We start from the raw sequence: 19317 nt of genomic DNA, 5'->3' as shown, positions 1-19317 counted from the left end.
TGAAGCTCACCGAGCTGTACACTCGGTCCGTGCCGCCGGTCGAACCAGACGTGGTCTCGACCACCAGGTCGCCGACGTTGTCGACATAGTAGGTGTCGCTGCCCGTTCCGCCGTCGAGCCGGTCGGCGCCGGCGCCGCCATCGAGGGTGTCGTTGCCGGCCAGGCCGTTCACGGTGTCGGCCCCCGCGCCGGGCTTCAGCTGGCCGGCCACGGTCGTGGTCGTGTTGATCAGGTCGCCGTAGGCGGTGCCGGTCACGGTGACGCCGCCGCTGGGGTCGGGAGCCGGCGCGGGGGCGGTGGCGGCGCCCTCGCCGAGGAACGAGGAGACATCCAGGCGGCCGCCGGTGACGGTCTTGCCGACCAGCGACGCGGTCGAGATCGTCGAGGACAGGAGTTCGGCGCGGATCGCGGCCGCCGAAGCCGTTGGATTGTACGCGGCGTACAGCGCCAGCGCGCCCGCCACGTGCGGCGTCGCCATCGACGTGCCGTGCTTGAAGCCGTAGCCGCCGCCCAGGGTGGTCGAGTAGATCGAATAGCCGGGCGCGCCCAGGTCGACCGACACTTTCCCGTAGTTCGAGAACGCCGCCAGGTCGCCGGTCTTGTTGATCGCGGCGACCGCGATCACCGCCTCGTAGCCCGCCGCGGCCGTGGTGGAATAGCTCGCCGGGTAGTAGGCGCTGGAGTCGTTGCTGTCGCCGAGCGCGTCCGAGCCGCCGTTGCCGGCCGCCGCCACGTACAGGATCTGGGCCTTCGCGCTGCGGACGATCGCATCGAGCTGGGCGGTGGAATAGGCCGCGCCGCCCCAGCTGTTGTTCGTGGCCACGAAGTCGTAGGCCGTGCCGGCCTTGGACGCGTTGGTGAAGTAGTCCAGCGCCTTCACCGAGTTCGACGTGTAGCCGTAGGCGCTAGCGTTCATGAACTTCAACGCGACGATCGAGGTGCTCCAGCCGATACCGGCGACGCCTGCGGCGTTGCCCCCCGTCGCGCCGATCGTGCCGGCCACGTGCGTGCCGTGGCCGTTGTCGTCCATCGGGTCGTTGTCGTTGTTGGAGAAGTCCCAGCCGATCAGGTCGTCCTTGTACCCGTTGGCGTCCTCGTCGACGCCGTTCTCCCAGCGCGTGTCGCTGAGCAGGTCGCCGGCGTCGATGCGGCCGTTGCTGTTCTTGTCGGTGACGTAGCTGGCGTTCTGGGAATTGTTCAGGTCACGGAAGGTGATCAGGCTGTCGCCGTCGACGTCCTTCAGCGCGGACTTGAGCGCCGTGGGAATCTCTTTCTGGTTCAACCAGATGTTCTTGTAGAGGTCGGGATGGGTGTAGTCGACGCCGGTGTCGAGGACGCCGATCGCCGCCTTGGTCGTGCCCGTGAAGCCCGCGGCCCACGCTTCGGTCGCCTGGCTGCCAAAGGCATTGGTGTACGTGCCCGTATCGCCGTAGAGGCTCCAGGTCGTTCCGGCCGCGACGCTGGTGTCGTTGCTGATCGCGTCGATCTGGACGACGTAGTCGGGCTCCACGAACTCCACGCCGGGGAGCTGCGAGAGGATCTCTATCGCCTTCTCGACGCTGACCCCATCGCCGAGGGCCAGGCGCTTCACGACGCTCGCCGGACCTTCGGCTTCGCCGTCGTCGAGGAACCGTCCCATGACGGCCATCAGCGCGGCGCTCTGAGCGCCCTTCGCCGAGACGTCGAATTGGATCAGAACTTCGCCTGCACGATAGGCAGCCGCGAACGAGGCGTTGGCGTCCGACATGTATTGAGGTCCCCGAAAACCCGAATGAGAGACTTTGCCGCTCGACTCACGCGGCGGCTTTGCGTTCTGCGGTACATGCAGAATTGGGCCCGGTTTATGGCATGATCGTTAACGACAAATCATGTGCGTCGTCGCGCCGCAGCATCCGTTATACTGAAGCTTGTTTAGGTCTGTTAAATATTCGGAACTACTGTCTACTATCAGTCGAGGGTTGCGTTAACGCTCGCCGGAGTAGATTGGCAGCCGTGACCATCCCAGCCCCGCGTGGGGGACGGGACGCCCCAATCGATCAGCGGCCCTTCCACTGGGGCGCGCGCTTCTGGGCGAACGCCAGCGGCCCCTCCTTGAAGTCCTCGGACGTGTAGAGCGCCGAGACGGCCGGGTACTTGTTCTGGCCTCTCAGCGCGGCCTCCAGGCTGGGCTCGTCCAGGCCCATGTAGACAGCCTGCTTCGAAGCCCGGATCGACATGGGCCCAAGCTCGCAGATGCTGCTCGCCAGCGCGCGCGCGGTGCGCATCAGGTCCTGCGGCGCAGTGACCTCGTGGACGAAGCCCAGCTCGTGGCCCTCGGCCGCCGAGACGCGGCGGGCGGTCAGGATCATCCCCATGGCCCGCTTGGTCCCGATGGCGCGCGGCAAGCGGTGCAGGCCCCCGGCCAGGGCCGCGAGGCCCACCCTCGGCTCGGGCAGGGAGAATACCGCCGCCTCCGATCCCAGGATGATGTCGCACGCCAGCGCGATCTCGAAGCCGCCGCCCATGGCGACGCCGTTCACGGCCGCGATCAGCGGCTTGGTGAGGTCGAAGCGCGAGGTCAGGCCCGCGAAGCCCGACGGAGGCGACCGCATCTCGCCGCCCGACGCCTGGTGCTTGAGGTCGTTGCCGGCCGAGAAGGCGCGATCGCCGGCGCCGGTGACGACGCCCACCCATTGGTCCGGATCGGCGGCGAAGGCGTCGAGCGCCTCGTGCATCTCGAAGTGCGCCGGCGAGTGCAGCGCGTTCATGACCTCCGGACGGTTGAGCGTGAAGATCGTGACCGGCCCCTCGCGGTCGACCTTGATGTACTGATAGGCCATGGCGTCCTCCGTTTGGATCGAACCTCAGGGGGCGCCGCGGCGTCCGTCAATAGCGGCAGAGCCATGAAGCACCTCGTCCTCGACATCGGCGGCGTCTTCTACCGGGGCTGGCCGGACGAGGCCTTCTGGGAGCGATGGAGCGCGCGCACGGGGCTCGACCGCGAGACGATGGAGGCAGTCCTGTCGAAGTCGCCGGAGCATCGGGCCGCCCAGGTGGGGAAGATGACCGCGGACGCGGCTTTCGCGGCCGCCGGCGCGCGGCTGGGAATCGAGGGGCGGGTGATGCGGGCGCTGGCCGAAGACGCGTACCTCAGCGACTTCAACCACCGGCTCGCACACGCCGTGCGGGCCGTGAGGGCTGAGGGGGTGCGGGTGTGGTCGCTCACCAACACCCTGTCCACCGAGGCGCAAATCCAGGCGCGGCCGGAGTTGGAGGGCGTGTTCGAAGGCGTGGTCTCGTCGCACGATGTCCGCGCCGCAAAGCCGGACGCTGCGATCTTCCAGGCGCTGCTCGACCGGCTGGGCGCGGCGGTTGAGGACGTCGTCTTCGTCGACGACCTGATCGGTCACGTGGAGGCTGCGCGCGCTCTGGGCCTCACGGGCGTGCACTTCCAGTCGACCGACCAGGCGCTGGCCGAGCTGGCGGCGCTCTATCCTTCGACCAGCTTGAGCTCGCGCCGGTAGCGCTTCCAGTTGTCGACGTAGTGCGCCGAGCCGAAGGCCATGCGCGCTGCCTGCTCGTCGGTCAGCTCGCGGATCACCTTGCCCGGCGCGCCCATGACCAGCGAGTTGTCCGGGATCACCTTGCCTTCCGTAATCAGGCAGTTGGCGCCGATCAGGCAGTTCTTCCCGATCACGGCCCCGTTCAGGATGGTCGAGCCGATGCCCACCAGGGTGTTGTCGCCGATGGTGCAGCCGTGGAGCATCACCATGTGGCCCACGGTGACGTTGGCGCCGATGGTCAACGGCGAGCCGGTGTCGGTGTGGCAGACGCTGCCGTCCTGGATGTTGGAGCCCTCGCCGACCACGATGGGGTCGTTGTCGCCACGAAGTGTCGCACCCCACCAGACCGAGGCGTTCTTCTTCAGAATCACGCGGCCTATCACCGCGGCCGTCGGCGCGATCCAGTATTCGTCATCTTTCGGTAGCTCAGGCGTCACATTGCCTAAGTTGTAGACACTCAATGTCGCACCCCATTTCTTGCCGCGAAGGGCTGTTTAACGACTCGGAAAGGACGTTAGGATCATTCTAGTCGGGCGATTCGAGCAGGCGAAGGCCTTCTCGGAAGCCACCACGGGGGTTTCCTCCGTGTTCTCGCGCTGGACGGGGTGGATGGCGCTGAGTCTGTTGTTCCACCGGGTCGTTTCGCCCGGATCCGCAGATAGCGACGGACCCCCGGGTCCCGCACGCCGCCGCATCGTTCTCACCCATGCATTCGAAGGGCGCTCCCACTCGGGACGCCCTTTTTTCTTGCCCCCTGAGGAGGCCAAATGAGCAAGCGGGCTCTGAAGCGACAGCTGCGCGAAGGCGCGTTCGACGCGGGACAGTTCGAGGGGGATGACAAAATCCGCCGCCTGCCCGTCGACCGCGGCTGGTCGCCGCTGACCCATCACAATGATGACCGCGAGCAAGCCTACCTCAAAACCATCAAGGCCAAATCCGAGGGCCAGCAGGCGCTGATCAACGCCATCGATGCGAAGAATTTGGTCCTGGCCCTGGGGCCGGCCGGCACCGGCAAGACCTATCTCGCCATCGCCAAGGCCGTGGAGGCCCTGGAGGCGGGGCGCGTCGGCCGGATCGTGCTGTCGCGCCCGGCCGTCGAGGCCGGCGAGTCGATCGGCTTCCTGCCCGGCGACGCAGAGGACAAGCTCGCGCCCTACCTGCGCCCGCTCTACGACGCGCTGTCGGACCGCCTTTCGATGAAGCGGGTTCGGGCGCTGATGGCCGAGGGCGCCATCGAGATCGCGCCGGTGGGCTTCATGCGCGGCCGCACCCTGAACAACGCCTTCGTGGTCATCGACGAGGCCCAGAACTGCACCTACGTGCAGCTCAAGATGCTGCTGACCCGCCTGGGCTGGCACTCGACGATGGTGGTGACCGGCGACCCGAACCAGTCCGACCTGCTGCCGGAGATCTCCGGCCTGGGTCCGGTGGCGACGCGGCTCGAGGCCGTGGGCAACATCGCCGTCGTGCGCCTGGCCGACCGGGACATCGTCCGCCACCCGCTGGTGGCCGAGATGCTGGGGGTTCTCTAGGTCCAACTCTCCGGTCGTCATCCCCGGGCTTGTCCCGGGGACCCAGAAGCGCCGTCGGCGCCGGAACGAACTCAGCGTCGCGGCCGCGACCTTAGTCAGCGCCGCCTGCGTTTCTGGGTGGCCGGGACAAGCCCGGCCATGATGTTCGGAAGAAGAGGATCAAGCCATCTCCGGCTCGGCCTGGAACGACTCCAGCTGGGCCTTCAGTGCGCGCTGGTAGGCCGGGCGCGCTTCGCAGCGGGCGACGTAGGCGGCGAGGTTCGGGTGGGCCGCGACGAGGTCGGTGTGCCGCGGGATCTGCAGCACCGTGACCATCATCAGGTCGCCGACCGTGAAGCGGCCTTCCAGGTACTCCTTGTCGCCCAGGGCGGCCGCGAGCTCGGCTAGCCGGCGCCTGGCCATCGGCTCGACGCTGGCGCGGCGCCCCTCCTTCCAGGGCTGGCCTTCGAAGAAGAGGTCGAGGCCGGTGAGGTCCTGCACGGGCGGCTCCACCGTGTTGAGCGCCGAGAACAGCCAGCAGATCGCCCGCGCCCGGCCCTTCGGATCGCGCGGCAGCAGCACCTCGCTCTTCTCGGCGATGTGCAGCGCAATCGCGCCGGACTCGAACAGGGTCAGGTCATTCTCCACGTAGGCGGGCACCTGGCCGTAGGGCTGCAGGGCGCGGTATTGCGGCGTGCTCTGCTCGGGGCCCACGCTGATAAGTCGCTGCTCGTAGGGCAGCCCCGCCTCCTCCAGCGCCCAGCGGACCCGCAGGTCGCGCACCAGGCCGCGGGCGAAGTCCGGGACCCACTTGTAGGAATAGACGGCGATCATTCGGCAATCTCCCTGGTTCGGCGTTCTGCGTAGACCTGCTCGCTGTCGAAGCAGGCGTTCCAACCTTCGATGTGGCTGTCGCGGCGCTCGACGCTCATGAACGGCGCCTGGTGGAACGTCTGGCGCGTGCGCCCGTCCCCGGCGTCCTCGAACGTGAGCGTGACGACGCTCTCGGGATCCGGCTCGCCGTTCAGCCAGCGGAAGGTCATGACGATCCGCCGGCCGGGCTCGATCTCGAGGTAGCGGCCGCCCATGGCGCGGTCGCCGTGGGTCGGCATGCGGACGAGGGCGCGCCAGGCGCCGCCTACGCGGAAGTCGAGGTCGGCCTCGAGGCATCGCGAGTTCACCGGCCCCAGCCAGTTCCGCATGTGCTCGCCGTGGGCCCACATGTCGAAGACGAGCTGGCGCGGCGCATCGAACGTCCGCGCGATCAGGAGCTCGTCGTCGGCCAGGGGCCGCGCTGGGATGTCATTGGGCATCGCGTTGTCCCTTCGCGACCTCGGCCAGGTAGGTCTCCATTTTGTCGAAGCCGCCTTCCCAGAACGCGCGGTAGCGGGCGAGCCAGCCGTCGACTTCCTGCAGCGGCTGGGGCTGCAGGCGGCACGGCCGCCACTGGGCTTCGCGGCCGCGGGCGATCAGGCCGGCGCTTTCCAGCACCTTCAGGTGCCGCGAGATGGCCGGCAGGCTGATGTCGAACGGCTGGGCCAGCTCGCCCACCGTGGCCTCGCCCGCCGACAGCCGCGCCAGGATCGCCCGCCGGGTCGGGTCGGCCAGGGCCGAGAAGGTGGCGCTCAGGGGGTCGACGTGGATCGTCATTAGCAATCTCGTTAAATAACACGCTCGTTAAATAGGACGGGCGCGGCGTGCGTCAAGCGGCGCATTGCAGAATCCTGCCGCGCGCAATAGATAGTTCGTCGACCTAACTATCTTGACCGCCATGCCCGACACGCCCGCCGACATCATCGCCCTCGCCGACGCCCTGCGCCCGGCCGTGCTGCGGGTGTCGCGGCGGCTGCGGCAGGAGGCGCAGAAGGCCGGGCTGTCGGCGCAGGACGCCATGCTGCTGGGCCAAATCCGGAAGAACCCCGGCGTCGGGGTGAGCGGGCTGGCGGACATGGAGCGCACCTCGCGGCCCACCATGAGCGCGCACGTGAAGCGGCTCGAGGCGGCGGGGCTGGTCGCGCGCAGCGGCCACGCCGAGGACGGCCGCCGCTCGGGCCTGGCGATCACCGCGGCCGGCGCGCGCAAGCTCGACATCATCCGCCGAGAGCGGAACGATTGGCTGGCCGCCCGCCTCGCCCGCCTCCCCGCCGACGACCGCGAGGCGCTGGACCGCGCGGCGGGCGCCCTGCTCCGGCTAATCGACGCATGACGCCGACCGACGAAACCGCCGAGACCGCCGCCACGCCGCCCGAGGCCGCGGCGCCGAAGGACGCGGGCGCGATCACGCGGGGCTGGGTCGTGCCGGCGATCATCGGCTCGGCGCTGCTCATGCAGACGCTGAACGCCACGGTGATCACCAACGCGCTGCCGGCGATGGCCGAGAGCTTCGGGGTCGAGCCGGTGCGGCTCTCCATCGCCATCACGGTCTACATGCTCTCGGCGGCGATCTTCCTTCCGCTGTCAGGCTGGCTCGCCGACCGGTTCGGGGCCAAGCGGATCTTCCTGGCGTCCATCGTGCTCTATGCCCTGGGCTCGCTGGCCTGCGCTCTGGCCGGCAACCTGGCGACCATGATCCTCGCCCGCTTCGTTCAGGGCGCGGCCGGGGCCACCCTGATGCCGGTGGGCCGCCTGGTGTTGCTGCGGACCACGCCCAAGAGCGAGCTGGTCGGCGCGATGTCGGTGGTGACGATGCCGGCGCTGCTGGGCCCGGTGGTCGGCCCGGTTCTGGGCGGGGCGATCGTGACCTTCGCCGACTGGCCCTGGATCTTCCTGATCAACCTGCCGATCGCGGTGACGGGGTTCTTCCTCGTCCGCGCCTACGTGCCCGACGTGAAGGAACAGGCCGTCCCGCGCGTCGACATCCCGGGGATACTGCTGACCGGGCTGGGCCTGGCGGCGCTGATCTTCGGCTTCGAGAACATCGGCCGTGACGCGCTGCAGCCCTGGGCGGTGGGCGGCCTGTTCGCGGTGGGGGCCTTGAGCCTCGGCGTCTACGGCTGGCACGCCAGGCGGACGCCGCACGCCGTCGTGGACCTCTCGATCTTCCGCAAGCCCACCTTCGCCGCGGCGACCATCGGCGGCGGGTTCATGCGCACGGCGATGGGCGCCAACCCCTTCCTGCTCGCCATGCTGCTGCAGGTGGCGTTCGGGATGAGCGCGTTCGCGGCGGGGACCATGACCTTCGTGTCCGCCGTCGGCGCGCTCGCCATGAAGACGACAGCGCCGCCGATCTTGCGCCGCTTCGGCTTCCGCACAGTCTTGCTGGTCAACGCCGTGATCGTGGGCGTGAGCTTCATGGCCTACGCGCTTTTCAAGCCGTCGTGGCCGCACTGGGCGATCATGGCGATCCTGGGCGTGGGCGGCTTCTTCCGCTCGTTGCAGTTCTCGTCGCTGAACGGCCTGGCCTACGCCGACATCGAGCCCGATGAGATGAGCCGAGCGGCCACCACGGCTTCGATGGTGCAACAGCTGGTGCAGTCGATCGGCATCGGGCTCTCGGCCAGCCTGCTGCATGTCCTGATGACCCTGCAGGGCGAGACGAAACTGACCGCCGAGGTCGTGGGGCCGGCGTTCATCATCGCCGGCGCGTTCACGATGATCTCCATGCTCTGGTTCTGGAGTCTGCCGGCGGACGCGGGGGATGAGATGAACGGTCGAAAGGTCGCCTAGGAAACGCCTCAAGCGCTGACTATGGTGCCGCCCCTGATTTTGTGCCCCCCCAGGTCGGATAACATGAGATTTCTTGCCGCCGTCGCCGCTGCCTTCCTTGCGACGGCCATCCCTGCGGTCGCCACCGCCGCGCCCGAGCCGGCCAAGGCGGCGGCCAACCGGGTGGTCCTGCCGACCGACGTGCGCCCCGACCGCTACCAGATCCGGGTGACGCCCGACGCAGAAAATCTGAAATTCGCCGGCCACGTGGACATCGACGTCACCGTCGTGCGGCCCACCGCCAGGATCGTGCTGAACGCTGCCGACCTGACCTTCGGCAAGGTCAGCCTCTCGGGCATCGACGCGGCGCCGAAGATCGCCCTGGACGACCAGGAGCAGACCGCCACCTTCGACTTCGGCAAGACCCTGACGCCGGGCAAGTACCGGCTCTCGATCGACTACGCCGGCAGGATCTACCAGCAGGCCTCGGGCCTGTTCGCACTGGACTACCAGGCCGCCGACGGGACGCAGAAGCGCGCCCTGTTCACCCAGTTCGAGAACTCCGACGCCCGCCGCTTCGCGCCGATGTGGGACGAACCCGGGATCAAGTCGGTCTTCTCGCTCGCGGTCGAGACGCCCGAAGGCCAGATGTCGATCTCGAACATGCCGGTGGAGGAAGAGGTCACGCCGCCCGGCGGTCTCACCACCGTCTACTTCTCCGACAGCCCGAAGATGAGCAGCTACCTGCTGTTCATGGCCATGGGCGACTTCGAGCGGGTGTCGCAGAAGGTGGCCGGCGTGGACGTGGGCGTCGTGGTCCGCCGCGGCGACACCGAGAAGGCGAAGTACGCCCTCGATGCGACCGCGAAGCTCCTGCCCTACTACAACGCGTGGTTCGGCACGCCCTATCCGCTGCCCAAGCTGGACCTGGTGGCCGGCCCCGGCCGCAGCCAGTTCTTCGCGGCGATGGAGAACTGGGGCGCCATCTTCTACTTCGACTACGCGATCCTGGTGGATCCCAAGCTCTCCACCGAGACCGACCGCCAGAACGTCTTCATCACCGTCGCCCACGAGGTGGCCCACCAGTGGTTCGGCAACCTGGTGACCATGGCCTGGTGGGACGATCTGTGGCTGAACGAGAGCTTCGCCTCGTGGATGGAGAACAAGGCCACCGATCACTTCCACCCCGAGTGGAACGTCTGGCTGCTCACGCAGGCCGGCCAGCAGGGCGCCATGCGGCTGGACAGCCGCGCGGGCACGCACCCGGTGATCACCGAGATCCCTGACGTGTTCGCCGCCTCTAACGCCTTCGACGGCATCACCTACAGCAAGGGCCAGGCGGTGGTGCGGATGCTGGAGGCCTACGTCGGCGAGGACGCGTTCCGCGACGGCGTGCGTCGCTACATCCAGAAGCACGCCTACCAGAACGCCGTGAGCGACGACCTGTGGGCCGCGCTGGACGAGGCCTCGCCCAAGAAGGTGAGCGACGTGGCGCACGACTTCCTGCTGCAGCCGGGCGTGCCGCTGATCCAGGCGAAGGCGGCTGGCCACGGCATCGCCCTCACGCAGAGCCGTTTCGCCGCCGACGACAGCCAGAAGGCGCCGCAGACCTGGCGCACGCCGGTGACGGTGAAGGGCCTGGACGGCAAGACCTGGGAAGGCCTGGTCAGCGCCTCGGCCCCGGCGACCGCCCCGGTCGCCGGGCCGGCGGTCGTGAACGCCGGGCAGACCAGCTACATGCGCGCGTCATACGCGCCGGCGCTGTGGGCCAGGCTCGCGCCGAAGTTCGCGGCGCTGCCGGCGGCAGACCAGTTGGGCCTGCTGTACGACAGCCGCGCGCTCGGCGAAGCGGGCGCCGCGCCGATGAGCGACTTCCTGGCGCTCGCCAGGAACGCGCCGGCCGACGCCGACCCGATCGTGATCAACACGCTGGCCGACCAATTGGGCGCGCTGGATTGGCTGTACGGCGGCCGGCCCAACCAGGCGGCCTATCGCGCCTTCGCGCGCAGCCGGCTTTCGCCCATCGCCCGACGCCTGGGCTGGGACGCCAAGGCCGGCGAAGCCGACAACGTAGCCGCCGCTCGCCGCGCCGTGCTGGTCAACCTGGGCCGGCTGGGCGACCCGGGCGTGGTGGCCGAGGCGCGCCGGCGCTTCGATCGCTGGCTCCGCGAGCCCGACAGCCTGACCGCCACCGGCCGCCGCACCGTGCTGGCCATCGTGGCGGCGAACGCGGACGCCAGGGCGTGGGAGGCGATCTACGCGCAGGCCAAGGCCTCGAAGGACGTCACCGAGCGCGGCCGGCTCTTCAACTACCTGGGCGCCAGCAACGACGCGGCCCTGGCCGACCGGGCGCTGAAGCTCGCCCTGACCCCGGAGGTCACGTCGTCCGAGGCGCCGGGGATCATCGCCGCGGTGGCCGAGGTGTTCCCGGAGAAGGCCTACGACTTCGCCATCGCGAATCGGGCGAAGATCGACGAGCTGCTCGAGCCCACCAGCCGCACGTCTTACTACGCCGACCTCGCGCAGGCCTCACGCGACCCGGCCATGCTGCAGAGGCTGGAGAAGCTGGCCGCCACAGTGCCGCCTTCCGCCCGCGGCGAAGTGGAGAAGGCCGAGGGCGCTGTGCGCTATCGCGTGGCGGTCATCGCCAAGCGGGTGCCGGAGATGGACCGCTGGCTGGCGTCGACCGCCAGCGGAGATGGTCGCGGGCGCTAGTCACAGGGCTCGGCGCGCCCACTGGGCACATCGATGCGCAGGCACTGGCGCTCGCCGGTCTCCAGGTCCTCGACGTAGAGGCTCACCTCGTCGTCGGCGACGGACGGGTGATGGTCGGCGACGAAGTGCAGGGCCGCGTCCTCGAAGGTGAGGCCTTCGACGAGATGGGCGCGGTTCGCCGCCTCGTGGATGTCGTGGACGCAGAAGCGCCGCTGCAGGCTGGGCTCGGTCATGCGCCTTCAACGCACGACCGGCCGTTTGGACTCAACTCAGGCCGCGTAGACTTGTGGGCGCAGGGGCTTCACCCGCACCGACAGGCCGGGCGTCACGCCGGGCGGCAGGGTCGGGCCGTGGCCGATCAGTTCCACGGTCTGGCCTTCGATGTGGCAGTCGATGCGCACGTCCGGGCCGCGCTGGGCGACGGCGCGGACCTCTGCCGCCAGGCCCGCGCCGTCGGCCGGCGCGAAGGCGACCTCGTCGGGCCGGAAGTAGACCTCGACGGGCCCGTCCTGCGCGCCCTTCGGAGCCTCGGACTCCCAGTCGGCGATGCGCAGCCGGCCTTCGTCGACCACGCCCGGCATCCGGCAGGCCTGGCCCAGGAAATCGAACACGAACGGTGTGGCCGGGTGCTCGTAGACCTCGTTGGGCGCGCCCAGCTGGATCAGCTCGCCGTCCTTCAGGATCGCCACGCGGTCGGCGAGGTCCAGCGCCTCCTCCTGGTCGTGGGTCACGAAGACGGTGGTGACGCCCGCGCGGTCGTGCAGCTCGCGCAGCCAGCGGCGCAGCTCGCGGCGGACTTGGGCGTCGAGCGCGCCGAACGGTTCGTCCAGCAGCAGCATCTTGGGCTCGATGGCGAGCGCGCGGGCCAGAGCCACGCGCTGCCGCTGACCGCCCGACAGCTGCGAGGGGAAGCGCTTGTCCAGGCCCTCGAGCTGCACGAGCTGGAGCAGGTGCGCCACCCGGTCGGCGATCTCGGACTTGGCGGGCCGCTCCGACCGCTTCCGGACGGTGAGGCCGAAGGCGATGTTCTGGGCGACGGTCATGTGCCGGAAGAGCGCGTAGTGCTGGAACACCATGCCCACCTTGCGCCGCCGCACCGGCAGCGACAGGAAGTCCTCGTCGTCGAAGCGGACCTCGCCGGCGTCGGGCGTCTCGAGGCCGGCCAGCACGCGCAGCAGCGTCGTCTTCCCCGAGCCCGAGGGGCCGAGTAGGGCCAGGAACTCCTTGTCCTTGGCCTGCAGCGACACGTCCTTCAGCGCCGGGAAACGCCCGAAGGCCTTGGAGATGCCTTTGATCTCCAGGGCGAGGTGCGAATTAGTGTCTTCGGCTGGCCGAAAGTTCACCGGAATGACGCCATTCGAGGACCGTCTTGAGGACGAGGGTGACGAGTCCGAGGCCGGCCAATACAGAGGCCGCCGCGAAGGCGCCGACGAATTCGTAGTCATTGTAGAGCACCTCGACATGGAGCGGCAAAGTCGTGGTCAGACCGCGCACGCTGCCGGAGACGACGGAGACCGCGCCGAATTCACCCATGGCGCGGGCGTTGCAGAGCAGGACGCCGTAGAGCAGCGCCCAGCGGATGTTGGGTAGCGTCACCTTCCAGAAGGTCGTGAAGCCACCGGCGCCCAGGGTGAGCGCGGCGGCCTCCTCGTCGGCGCCCTGGTCCTGCATCAGCGGGATCAGCTCGCGGGCGACGAACGGCAGGGTGACAAGCACGGTGGCCAGGACGAGCCCTGACGTGGCGAAGATGATCTTGATGTTGTGGTCCATTAGCCACTCGCCGAACCAGCCCTGGGCGCCGAACAGCAGCACCCAGACGAGGCCGGAGACGACCGGCGACATCGAGAACGGCAGGTCGATGAAGGTGACGAGCAGGCTCTTGGCGCGGAACTCGAAGCGGGCAATCGCCCAGGCGGCGGCGATGCCGAAGATGGCGTTCAGCGGCACCGAGATCGCCGCCACGGTAAGCGTGAGCCGGATCGCAGCGATGGCGTCGGGCTGCGCCAGCGGCTCGAGATAGGCCGCGAGCCCCTTGGCCAGCGCCTGGTGGAAAACGACGCCCAGGGGCAGCACAATCAGCACGCCCAGCACCGCGAGCGTGGCGGCCAGCATCAAGGGCGCGAAGCCTGGAAGACGGATCACCGGGTTCATGCGCGGCCCCGCCTCGCCAGGAAGATCTGCGCGCCGTTCACGGCCAGCAGCGCGCCGAACGAGATCACCAGCATGGCCAGCCCCACCACCGCGGCGCCGGCGTAGTCGTACTGCTCCAGCTTGATGACGATCAGCAGCGGCGCGATCTCGGACTTGAGCGGCATGTTGCCGGCGATGAAGATCACGCTGCCGTACTCGCCGACCGCGCGGGCGAAAGCGAGGCTGAAGCCGGAGATCAGCGCCGGCAGCACGGTCGGCAGCACGACCTTGACGAACCGCTGGACGGTCGTGGCGCCCAGCGTCTGGGCCGCCTCCTCCACTTCGCGGTCGAGGTCCTGCAGCACCGGCTGGACCGATCGCACCACGAACGGCAGGCCGATGAACATCAGCGCTATGTAGACGCCCACCGGCGTATAGGCGGTCTTGATCCCGAGCTTCATCAGCGGCTCGCCCAGGAGGCCGGTCGGCGCATAGAGAGCCGTCAGGGCGATGCCCGCCACCGCCGTCGGAAGGGCGAACGGCAGGTCCACGAAGGCGTCGATGATGCGGCGGCCCGGGAACTCGTAACGGGTGAGTGTCCACGCGACGAGCAGGCCCAGCGGCACATTGGTCAGCGCCGCCAGGAACGCCGCGCCGAAGCTCAGCCGCAGCGACGCCAGCACCCGGGGCTCGGTCAGTGTCTTCCAGACGCCGTCGAGCCCAAGCTCCCACGGCCGCACGATCAGCGCGATCAGCGGCAGGACCACGATCAGGCCCAGCCAGGTGAGCGTCCAGCCCATGGCGAGCGGGAAGCCCGGCAGGATGCTAGGCTGCACCCACCGTTTCCGAGGCGGAGGAGCCGCGATGGCGACAGCCGTCATGGCGGACCTAGCGCTTGTAGATGCGGTCGAAGACGCCGCCATCGGCGAAGTGGGTCGTCTGGGCCTTCTTCCAGCCGCCGAACTGCCCGTCGATGGTCACCAGGGCGATATCCTTGAACTTCGCCCGGTACTTCGCAAGGTACTCGGGGTTCCGCGGCCGGAAGTGGTGCTTGCCGATCAGGTCCTGGGCGCGCGGGCTGTAGAGGAAGCGCAGGTACTGCTCGGCCGCGGCGCGGGTCTTGTGGCGGTCGACGTTCTTGTCCACCAGCGCGACGGTCGGCTCGGCCAGGATCGAGACGCTGGGGTAGACGATGTCGAACTTGGGCCCGAACTCCTCGAGCGAGAGGTAGGCCTCGTTCTCCCAGGCGATCAGAACGTCGCCGATGCCGCGTTCCGCAAACGTCGTCGTCGAGCCGCGGGCGCCGGTGTCCAGCACGGGCACCTGGCGGAACAGCTTGCCGAGATAGGCCTCGGCCGAGGCGGGCGTACCGCCCGGTTGCTTCAGCGCCCAGGCGTAGGCGGCCAGGTAGTTCCAGCGCGCGCCCCCCGAGGTCTTCGGGTTGGGGGTAATCACCTGGATGCCCGGCTTCACCAGATCGCCCCAGTCGCGGACTTTCCAGGGGTTCCCTTTGCGCACCAGGAACACAATCGTCGACGTGTAGGGGGCCGAGTTGTTGGGCAGGCGGCTCTGCCAGTTGGCGGGCAGGAGCTTCGCCCGCGCGGCGATCTCGTCGATGTCGTAGGCCAGCGCCAGGGTCACCACGTCGGCCTGCAGCCCATCGATCACGGCGCGCGCCTGGCGGCCCGAACCGCCGTGGCTCTGCTGGATGGTCGGGACCCCGGCTCCGCCGTTGTCCTTCCACCAGTCGGCGAAGGCGGCGTTGACGTCCTTGTAGAGCTCGCGCGTGGGGTCGTAGCTGACGTTCAGCAGCTTGGGTCCATCTTGCGCGCGAGCTGCGCCCGGCAGCGCCGCGGTCGCGAGGCCGGCGGCAATCAGGCGGCGGCGATCCAGGGCGGTTTCGGAGGTCATGAGCGAGGTGTCCCTGGGTAGCGGTTAGAACGCGTACTGGGTGCGGAAGGACCAGATGTTGAGGTCCTGGCCCACTTGGGCGCCTGCTGGAGGCGTAAGCGCGCCAGCGCCGAAGGCCGTTCCACCGGGCGACAGACGGTCGACGTCCACGCGCTGGTAGTCGGCAAGGAAGCGGACGTTGTTGTTTGGGTACCAGTTGAGGCCGATCGTGAAGATCTGCTGCTCGCCACCGCGCACGCTGGAGGCGCTCGGAACGGTCCCGGCCACGCCGGCGCGGTAGTCGAGATCGAGCTCGGAGTAGCGGGCGGCCAGCTCCCAGACGCCCCAGGTCCTGGCCTTCAGGCTGAAGGGCTTCCCCACGCGCGGAACGTCGAAGCCGCCGTTCGCGGCGTTGTAGCGGCGCGGCTGGCCGGTGAGCGTCCAGGCGCCCTGGACGTACCAGCCGCCGAAGCTCGGGTCGGCGAGCACGCTGTTGCGCCGCTCGACGTCGATCCAGAAGTGCTCGGCCTGCAGCGTGAAGGCCTTCAGCTGCGCGCCCAGTTCGAGGCCGTAGGCCCGCAGCCCGTCGGCGTCGATGTTGCCGGTGTCGACCAGGCGCGTGCCGTCGACGCGCATCTCGGGGCGCTCGCGCAGCCGCACCGGCGAGGCGGCGCCGGTCGGGGCGACGTTGGGGCCGGTGGTCGCCGGATTCACGATCAGGTTGGCGCTGGCGCCCACGTGGACCAGGTAGTCCTGGCCCTTGATCGGCAAGTAGGTCACCCGGCCGATGACGCCGAGTTGCTCGTCGAAGGCCGTCGTCGTGACCGTCGCGCCGGTGACCGCGCCAAAGACGCTCCAGCGGTCGCCGTTGGCCAGCACCGCCGCGCCCGTCCGCCCGTCGCCGCCGGCGAACCCGCGCACCAGCTCGGTGACCGCCGCCCGCTCGGGGAACAGCGAGGCGGTGTTCGAGGTGGCGTCCTCCAGGCCGGTGATAGGCGAGAAGGCGCCGACGCGCAGGCGCAGGGGCTGGAAGCCCGCGTACTCGACGTAGGCGTTGGTGATCTTGCCCGCCTCCTCGACGCCCGAACCGCCGAAGTCGAACAGGAGATTGTAGTTCCAGTCGCCCGACGCCGTGCCCTCGACGCCGAAGCGCACGCGGCGGAAGTTCGCGCCGTCGCCGAGGTCGCGGGCGCGGTCGGCCTCGGTGGCGTCGCCCAGCGAGCCGCGGCGGAAGTCAGCGGCCAGGGTCCCGGCGCGGCGCTGGTCGTACTGGGCGGCGTCGAGCTGAATGATGCCGCGCAGCGAGGCGGTGAACTGGCCGTCCGCGCTGGTGAAGGTGGGCCGGCCGTTGCCGAGGTTGATCGTGGGCTGGGCGGCGGCCTGGTCGCGGATCGCCTGATCCGAGCCGGCCGTGGCGGCCTTCAGGTCGAGGATCTGGGCCTCGAGCTCCTCGTTGCGCTTCTCCAGCGCGTCGAGGCGGCCGACCAGCGCCAGGAGCTGTTCCTGGCTAATGCCGACGGGTTGGGCCGAGGCGGTCGCCTGCTGGGCCATGGCGGCCGGCGCAGCCCCGCAGAGGAGGGTCGCCACGGCGACGGTGCGTGCGAACAGGCGGGTTTGATGCGCGGCCATGATTCCTCCCTCGCGGCTGCTTCACGATCTAATTCCTACAATCCTACTAGGTAAGTAGGTTTAGACTTCACGCGGCCGCAGAAAATCTGCACGGCGCCGTTGGAGCCGTTCGCGCAGGACCGCCGCGAGCGCGGCCGGGGCCTCGTCGGGCAAGGGGAAGACCGAGCTGACGTTGATCTCGCAGAGGACGTAGCTGTCCTGGCCGGCGGCGTCCTTTGGGCCGAGCAGGAAGTCGGCGTCCCAGACGGCGGGCAGGTCGTCCGGCGCGAGACGCAGCGTATGGAGAAGGCCCGGCGTCCACTCGGACTCCATCAGATGGCGCAGGCGCTGGAAACGCGGATCGTCGGGGCCGGAGTAGAGCCGCGGCCCGCCCGGCCCGGCGTCGGGCGGGGCCAGCGCGCGGACGAGGTGGTGGCCGAATCCCGCCACGCGGCCGCCGGCCATGTAGGCGCGGATCATCCCCTCCGGCAGGCGGGGTTGGTAGGCCTGGTCGACCAGCGGGCCTGTGGCGAGGTCCGGCATGCGTTCGACGAGGAAGTCGGCCGTCGGGAGCCGGCGGGGTGCGCCGTCGGCATGCGCCTCGCGGACCTCGACGAGGTCGCCCACACGCTCGACCTTCCAGACGCCCTGGCCGTCGTTGCCGCGGTCCTGTTTCAGCACGCGGGGACCGGCCTCGGCCAAGCTGGCGGGAAACGCCGTCGCGAAGGCCTCGATGGACTCGTAGAGCCGCACGTCCGAACCCCAGCCGAGGTCCCGGGTGCGGTAGAGCACCGACTTAACGCCCATGGCGGCGATCGTGGACGGCCGGGCGCTGACCAGGACGCCGGCGGCCTCGACCTCCTCGAGAAGGGCGTCGAGCGCGTCGCGGCGCGCGCCGGCGGCCAGCGGGTTCACCCAGACGAGCGCGGCGTCGCAGGCCAGGAGCTGTTCACGGACGTCTTCGACGAAGCTCTCGTCGTAGACGCAGGGCTCGGCCAAAAGGCCCGCGTCCGCCAGCGCCCGGAAGATCGGCGCGAGCCGGATGGTCGCCGGATCGACCGCCGCCCGCGCCTGGGCGTCGCCCCGCCACACCACCGCCACTCGGAAGGATCGTTCGCCCATGGTCCTGCTCCCTGCCCCTCAGGGGCGACGGAGCGGATGCTTGGACGGGAGCCGCCTGGCCGGGCGATCCGCATCGGCCCGGAGCGTGGATCGTGCCACGCTCCGGCCGCGACGGCTACTCCGCCGCCAGCAGCGCGCGGCCGGCCGTGAACGACGTCTTCAGCGCCAGCTCGGCCTTGGCCTGCTCATATTCGTCGGACAGGCGGGCGACGAGCTCGGCCACGGTCGGGACTTCCTTCACCGCGCCGATGCCCTGGCCGCAGCCCCAGATGTCACGCCAGGCCTTGGACTTCTGGTTGCCGCCCGAGCCGAAGTTCATGGCCGAGGGGTCGGACTTCGGCAGGTCGTTGGGGTCCAGGCCCGCGGCGAGGACCGACGGGGCCAGGTAGTTGCCGTGCACGCCGGTGAAGAGGTTCGTATAGACGATGTCCTCGCCGGTCGAGGCGACGATCATGTCCTTGTAGCCCTGGACGGCGTTGGCCTCCTGGGTGGCGATGAAGGCCGAGCCGGCGTAGGCCAGGTCCGCGCCCATGGCCTGGGCGCCCAGGATCGCGTGGCCGGTGGCGATGGCGCCGGAGAGCGCGATCGGGCCGTCGAACCACTCCCGCAGGCTGTGGATCAGGGCGAAGGGCGACAGCGTGCCCGCGTGGCCGCCGGCGCCGGCGGCCACCGGGATCAGGCCGTCGGCCCCCTTCTCGATCGCCTTGCGGGCGAACCGGTCGGTGATGACGTCATGCAGCACGATGCCGCCGGACGCATGGACCGCCTGGTTCACGTCCTCGCGCGCGCCCAGCGAGGTGATGACGATCGGCGCCTTCCATTTGCTGGAGGCCTCCACGTCGTGCTCGAGGCGGTCGTTGGTCTTGTGGACGATGTGGTTCACTGCGAAGGGCGCCGACGGCGTGTCGGGGTGATCCCGATCCCAGATGGCCAGCTCTTCGGTGATCTGGTGCAGCCATTCGTGCAGCAGCGAGGCGGGCCGCGCGTTCAGCGCCGGGAACGAGCCCACGATGCCGGCCTTGCACTGGGCGATCACCAGATCGGGCGTCGAGATGATGAACAGCGGGCTGCCGATCAGCGGCAGTCGGAGTCGGTCGCGGAGAACGGGCGGCAGAGCCATGAGCGGCGGATCCTCGAACAGTTGTTAGATTTAC

19 protein-coding genes are annotated in these 19317 nt (G+C 69.4%); 5 read left to right on the top strand and 14 right to left on the bottom strand.

What is annotated here, in order from left to right; all coding sequences use genetic code 11:
• A partial coding sequence (locus VGD44_RS18095) for a S8 family serine peptidase (protein ID WP_331089698.1) occupies nucleotides 1-1747 on the bottom strand: 1747 nt, incomplete at its 3' end.
• A 289-nt stretch (nucleotides 1748-2036) separates the two neighbouring features.
• Nucleotides 2037-2819, bottom strand: coding sequence for an enoyl-CoA hydratase-related protein (locus VGD44_RS18090; RefSeq protein ID WP_331089696.1), 783 nt, complete (start codon nucleotides 2817-2819; stop codon nucleotides 2037-2039).
• 63 nt (nucleotides 2820-2882) lie between these two features.
• Between VGD44_RS18090 and VGD44_RS18085 the strand changes: the two genes are divergently transcribed.
• The gene (locus VGD44_RS18085) at nucleotides 2883-3503 is read left to right on the top strand and encodes an HAD family phosphatase (protein WP_331089694.1); all 621 of its coding nucleotides are present in this window, start codon (nucleotides 2883-2885) and stop codon (nucleotides 3501-3503) included.
• Here VGD44_RS18085 and VGD44_RS18080 read toward each other — a convergent pair.
• A complete protein-coding gene (locus VGD44_RS18080; protein WP_331089692.1) occupies nucleotides 3470-4003 on the bottom strand; it encodes a gamma carbonic anhydrase family protein in 534 nt (177 codons plus the stop codon). The genes VGD44_RS18085 and VGD44_RS18080 overlap by 34 nt on opposite strands.
• A gap of 306 nt (nucleotides 4004-4309) precedes the next feature.
• Here VGD44_RS18080 and VGD44_RS18075 point away from each other — a divergent pair, with 306 nt between their 5' ends.
• Nucleotides 4310-5074, top strand: a complete 765-nt coding sequence (locus tag VGD44_RS18075; protein ID WP_331089690.1) for a PhoH family protein — start codon at nucleotides 4310-4312, stop codon at nucleotides 5072-5074.
• A gap of 159 nt (nucleotides 5075-5233) precedes the next feature.
• Here VGD44_RS18075 and VGD44_RS18070 read toward each other — a convergent pair whose 3' ends face one another.
• The 3 genes from VGD44_RS18070 to VGD44_RS18060 are packed head-to-tail and all read right to left on the bottom strand — an operon-like array spanning nucleotide 5234 to nucleotide 6703.
• Nucleotides 5234-5887: a glutathione S-transferase family protein gene (locus tag VGD44_RS18070; RefSeq protein WP_331089688.1), complete on the bottom strand. Its 654-nt coding sequence runs from the start codon at nucleotides 5885-5887 to the stop codon at nucleotides 5234-5236.
• Nucleotides 5884-6366, bottom strand: coding sequence for an SRPBCC domain-containing protein (locus VGD44_RS18065; protein ID WP_331089686.1), 483 nt, complete (start codon nucleotides 6364-6366; stop codon nucleotides 5884-5886). Before VGD44_RS18065 ends, VGD44_RS18070 begins: the two co-directional genes overlap by 4 nt.
• Nucleotides 6356-6703, bottom strand: a complete 348-nt coding sequence (locus tag VGD44_RS18060; protein ID WP_331089684.1) for a metalloregulator ArsR/SmtB family transcription factor — start codon at nucleotides 6701-6703, stop codon at nucleotides 6356-6358. The genes VGD44_RS18065 and VGD44_RS18060 overlap by 11 nt, the downstream gene beginning before the upstream one ends.
• Nucleotides 6704-6824: 121 nt before the next feature.
• Here VGD44_RS18060 and VGD44_RS18055 point away from each other — a divergent pair, with 121 nt between their 5' ends.
• From VGD44_RS18055 to VGD44_RS18045, 3 genes are all read left to right on the top strand, one after another.
• The gene (locus VGD44_RS18055) at nucleotides 6825-7259 is read left to right on the top strand and encodes a MarR family winged helix-turn-helix transcriptional regulator (protein WP_331089682.1); all 435 of its coding nucleotides are present in this window, start codon (nucleotides 6825-6827) and stop codon (nucleotides 7257-7259) included.
• Complete coding sequence (locus VGD44_RS18050; protein ID WP_331089680.1) at nucleotides 7256-8719, top strand: MFS transporter; 1464 nt, start codon at nucleotides 7256-7258, stop codon at nucleotides 8717-8719. Before VGD44_RS18055 ends, VGD44_RS18050 begins: the two co-directional genes overlap by 4 nt.
• A 63-nt stretch (nucleotides 8720-8782) precedes the next feature.
• Nucleotides 8783-11413 (top strand): M1 family metallopeptidase, encoded by a 2631-nt coding sequence (locus tag VGD44_RS18045; RefSeq protein ID WP_331089678.1) that lies wholly within the window; start codon nucleotides 8783-8785, stop codon nucleotides 11411-11413.
• Here VGD44_RS18045 and VGD44_RS18040 read toward each other — a convergent pair.
• From VGD44_RS18040 to VGD44_RS18005, 8 genes are all read right to left on the bottom strand, one after another.
• Nucleotides 11410-11646 carry a DUF5961 family protein gene (locus VGD44_RS18040; RefSeq protein ID WP_331089676.1) on the bottom strand — a complete coding sequence of 79 codons (237 nt, stop codon included), beginning with the start codon at nucleotides 11644-11646 and terminating at the stop codon, nucleotides 11410-11412. The genes VGD44_RS18045 and VGD44_RS18040 overlap by 4 nt on opposite strands.
• A gap of 36 nt (nucleotides 11647-11682) precedes the next feature.
• Nucleotides 11683-12756: a sulfate/molybdate ABC transporter ATP-binding protein gene (locus tag VGD44_RS18035; RefSeq protein WP_331089674.1), complete on the bottom strand. Its 1074-nt coding sequence runs from the start codon at nucleotides 12754-12756 to the stop codon at nucleotides 11683-11685.
• Entirely contained in the window at nucleotides 12728-13525 is a 798-nt protein-coding gene (cysW, locus tag VGD44_RS18030; RefSeq protein WP_331089700.1) for a sulfate ABC transporter permease subunit CysW, read from the bottom strand. Before cysW ends, VGD44_RS18035 begins: the two co-directional genes overlap by 29 nt.
• Before the next feature lie 35 nt (nucleotides 13526-13560).
• Nucleotides 13561-14424, bottom strand: coding sequence for a sulfate ABC transporter permease subunit CysT (cysT, locus tag VGD44_RS18025; RefSeq protein WP_331089672.1), 864 nt, complete (start codon nucleotides 14422-14424; stop codon nucleotides 13561-13563).
• 7 nt (nucleotides 14425-14431) lie between these two features.
• Nucleotides 14432-15454, bottom strand: coding sequence for a sulfate ABC transporter substrate-binding protein (locus tag VGD44_RS18020; protein ID WP_331089670.1), 1023 nt, complete (start codon nucleotides 15452-15454; stop codon nucleotides 14432-14434).
• A 24-nt stretch (nucleotides 15455-15478) separates the two neighbouring features.
• Nucleotides 15479-17062: an OprO/OprP family phosphate-selective porin gene (locus tag VGD44_RS18015; RefSeq protein ID WP_331089668.1), complete on the bottom strand. Its 1584-nt coding sequence runs from the start codon at nucleotides 17060-17062 to the stop codon at nucleotides 15479-15481.
• 60 nt (nucleotides 17063-17122) lie between these two features.
• The gene (locus tag VGD44_RS18010; RefSeq protein WP_331089666.1) at nucleotides 17123-18163 is read right to left on the bottom strand and encodes a Cj0069 family protein; all 1041 of its coding nucleotides are present in this window, start codon (nucleotides 18161-18163) and stop codon (nucleotides 17123-17125) included.
• A gap of 115 nt (nucleotides 18164-18278) precedes the next feature.
• Nucleotides 18279-19283 (bottom strand): nitronate monooxygenase family protein, encoded by a 1005-nt coding sequence (locus VGD44_RS18005; protein WP_331089664.1) that lies wholly within the window; start codon nucleotides 19281-19283, stop codon nucleotides 18279-18281.
• Nucleotides 19284-19317: the final 34 nt, after the last annotated feature.

The sequence above is a fragment of the Phenylobacterium sp. genome (assembly GCF_036402295.1).
GTDB lineage: Bacteria > Pseudomonadota > Alphaproteobacteria > Caulobacterales > Caulobacteraceae > Phenylobacterium.
This window is presented reverse-complemented; position numbering and strand designations above follow the sequence as displayed.

Excerpts from the sequence above, each read along its gene's own strand:
- VGD44_RS18055 (WP_331089682.1), top strand. The coding sequence starts at position 6,825 with ATGCCCGACACGCCCGCCGACATCATCGCCCTCGCCGACGCCCTGCGC.
- VGD44_RS18065 (WP_331089686.1), bottom strand. The coding sequence starts at position 6,366 with ATGCCCAATGACATCCCAGCGCGGCCCCTGGCCGACGACGAGCTCCTG.
- VGD44_RS18015 (WP_331089668.1), bottom strand. The coding sequence starts at position 17,062 with ATGGCCGCGCATCAAACCCGCCTGTTCGCACGCACCGTCGCCGTGGCG.
- cysW (WP_331089700.1), bottom strand. The coding sequence starts at position 13,525 with ATGCTGGCCGCCACGCTCGCGGTGCTGGGCGTGCTGATTGTGCTGCCC.
- VGD44_RS18070 (WP_331089688.1), bottom strand. The coding sequence starts at position 5,887 with ATGATCGCCGTCTATTCCTACAAGTGGGTCCCGGACTTCGCCCGCGGC.
- cysT (WP_331089672.1), bottom strand. The coding sequence starts at position 14,424 with ATGACGGCTGTCGCCATCGCGGCTCCTCCGCCTCGGAAACGGTGGGTG.
- VGD44_RS18085 (WP_331089694.1), top strand. The coding sequence starts at position 2,883 with ATGAAGCACCTCGTCCTCGACATCGGCGGCGTCTTCTACCGGGGCTGG.
- VGD44_RS18090 (WP_331089696.1), bottom strand. The coding sequence starts at position 2,819 with ATGGCCTATCAGTACATCAAGGTCGACCGCGAGGGGCCGGTCACGATC.
- VGD44_RS18005 (WP_331089664.1), bottom strand. The coding sequence starts at position 19,283 with ATGGCTCTGCCGCCCGTTCTCCGCGACCGACTCCGACTGCCGCTGATC.
- VGD44_RS18060 (WP_331089684.1), bottom strand. The coding sequence starts at position 6,703 with ATGACGATCCACGTCGACCCCCTGAGCGCCACCTTCTCGGCCCTGGCC.
- VGD44_RS18045 (WP_331089678.1), top strand. The coding sequence starts at position 8,783 with ATGAGATTTCTTGCCGCCGTCGCCGCTGCCTTCCTTGCGACGGCCATC.
- VGD44_RS18020 (WP_331089670.1), bottom strand. The coding sequence starts at position 15,454 with ATGACCTCCGAAACCGCCCTGGATCGCCGCCGCCTGATTGCCGCCGGC.
- VGD44_RS18040 (WP_331089676.1), bottom strand. The coding sequence starts at position 11,646 with ATGACCGAGCCCAGCCTGCAGCGGCGCTTCTGCGTCCACGACATCCAC.
- VGD44_RS18050 (WP_331089680.1), top strand. The coding sequence starts at position 7,256 with ATGACGCCGACCGACGAAACCGCCGAGACCGCCGCCACGCCGCCCGAG.
- VGD44_RS18075 (WP_331089690.1), top strand. The coding sequence starts at position 4,310 with ATGAGCAAGCGGGCTCTGAAGCGACAGCTGCGCGAAGGCGCGTTCGAC.
- VGD44_RS18010 (WP_331089666.1), bottom strand. The coding sequence starts at position 18,163 with ATGGGCGAACGATCCTTCCGAGTGGCGGTGGTGTGGCGGGGCGACGCC.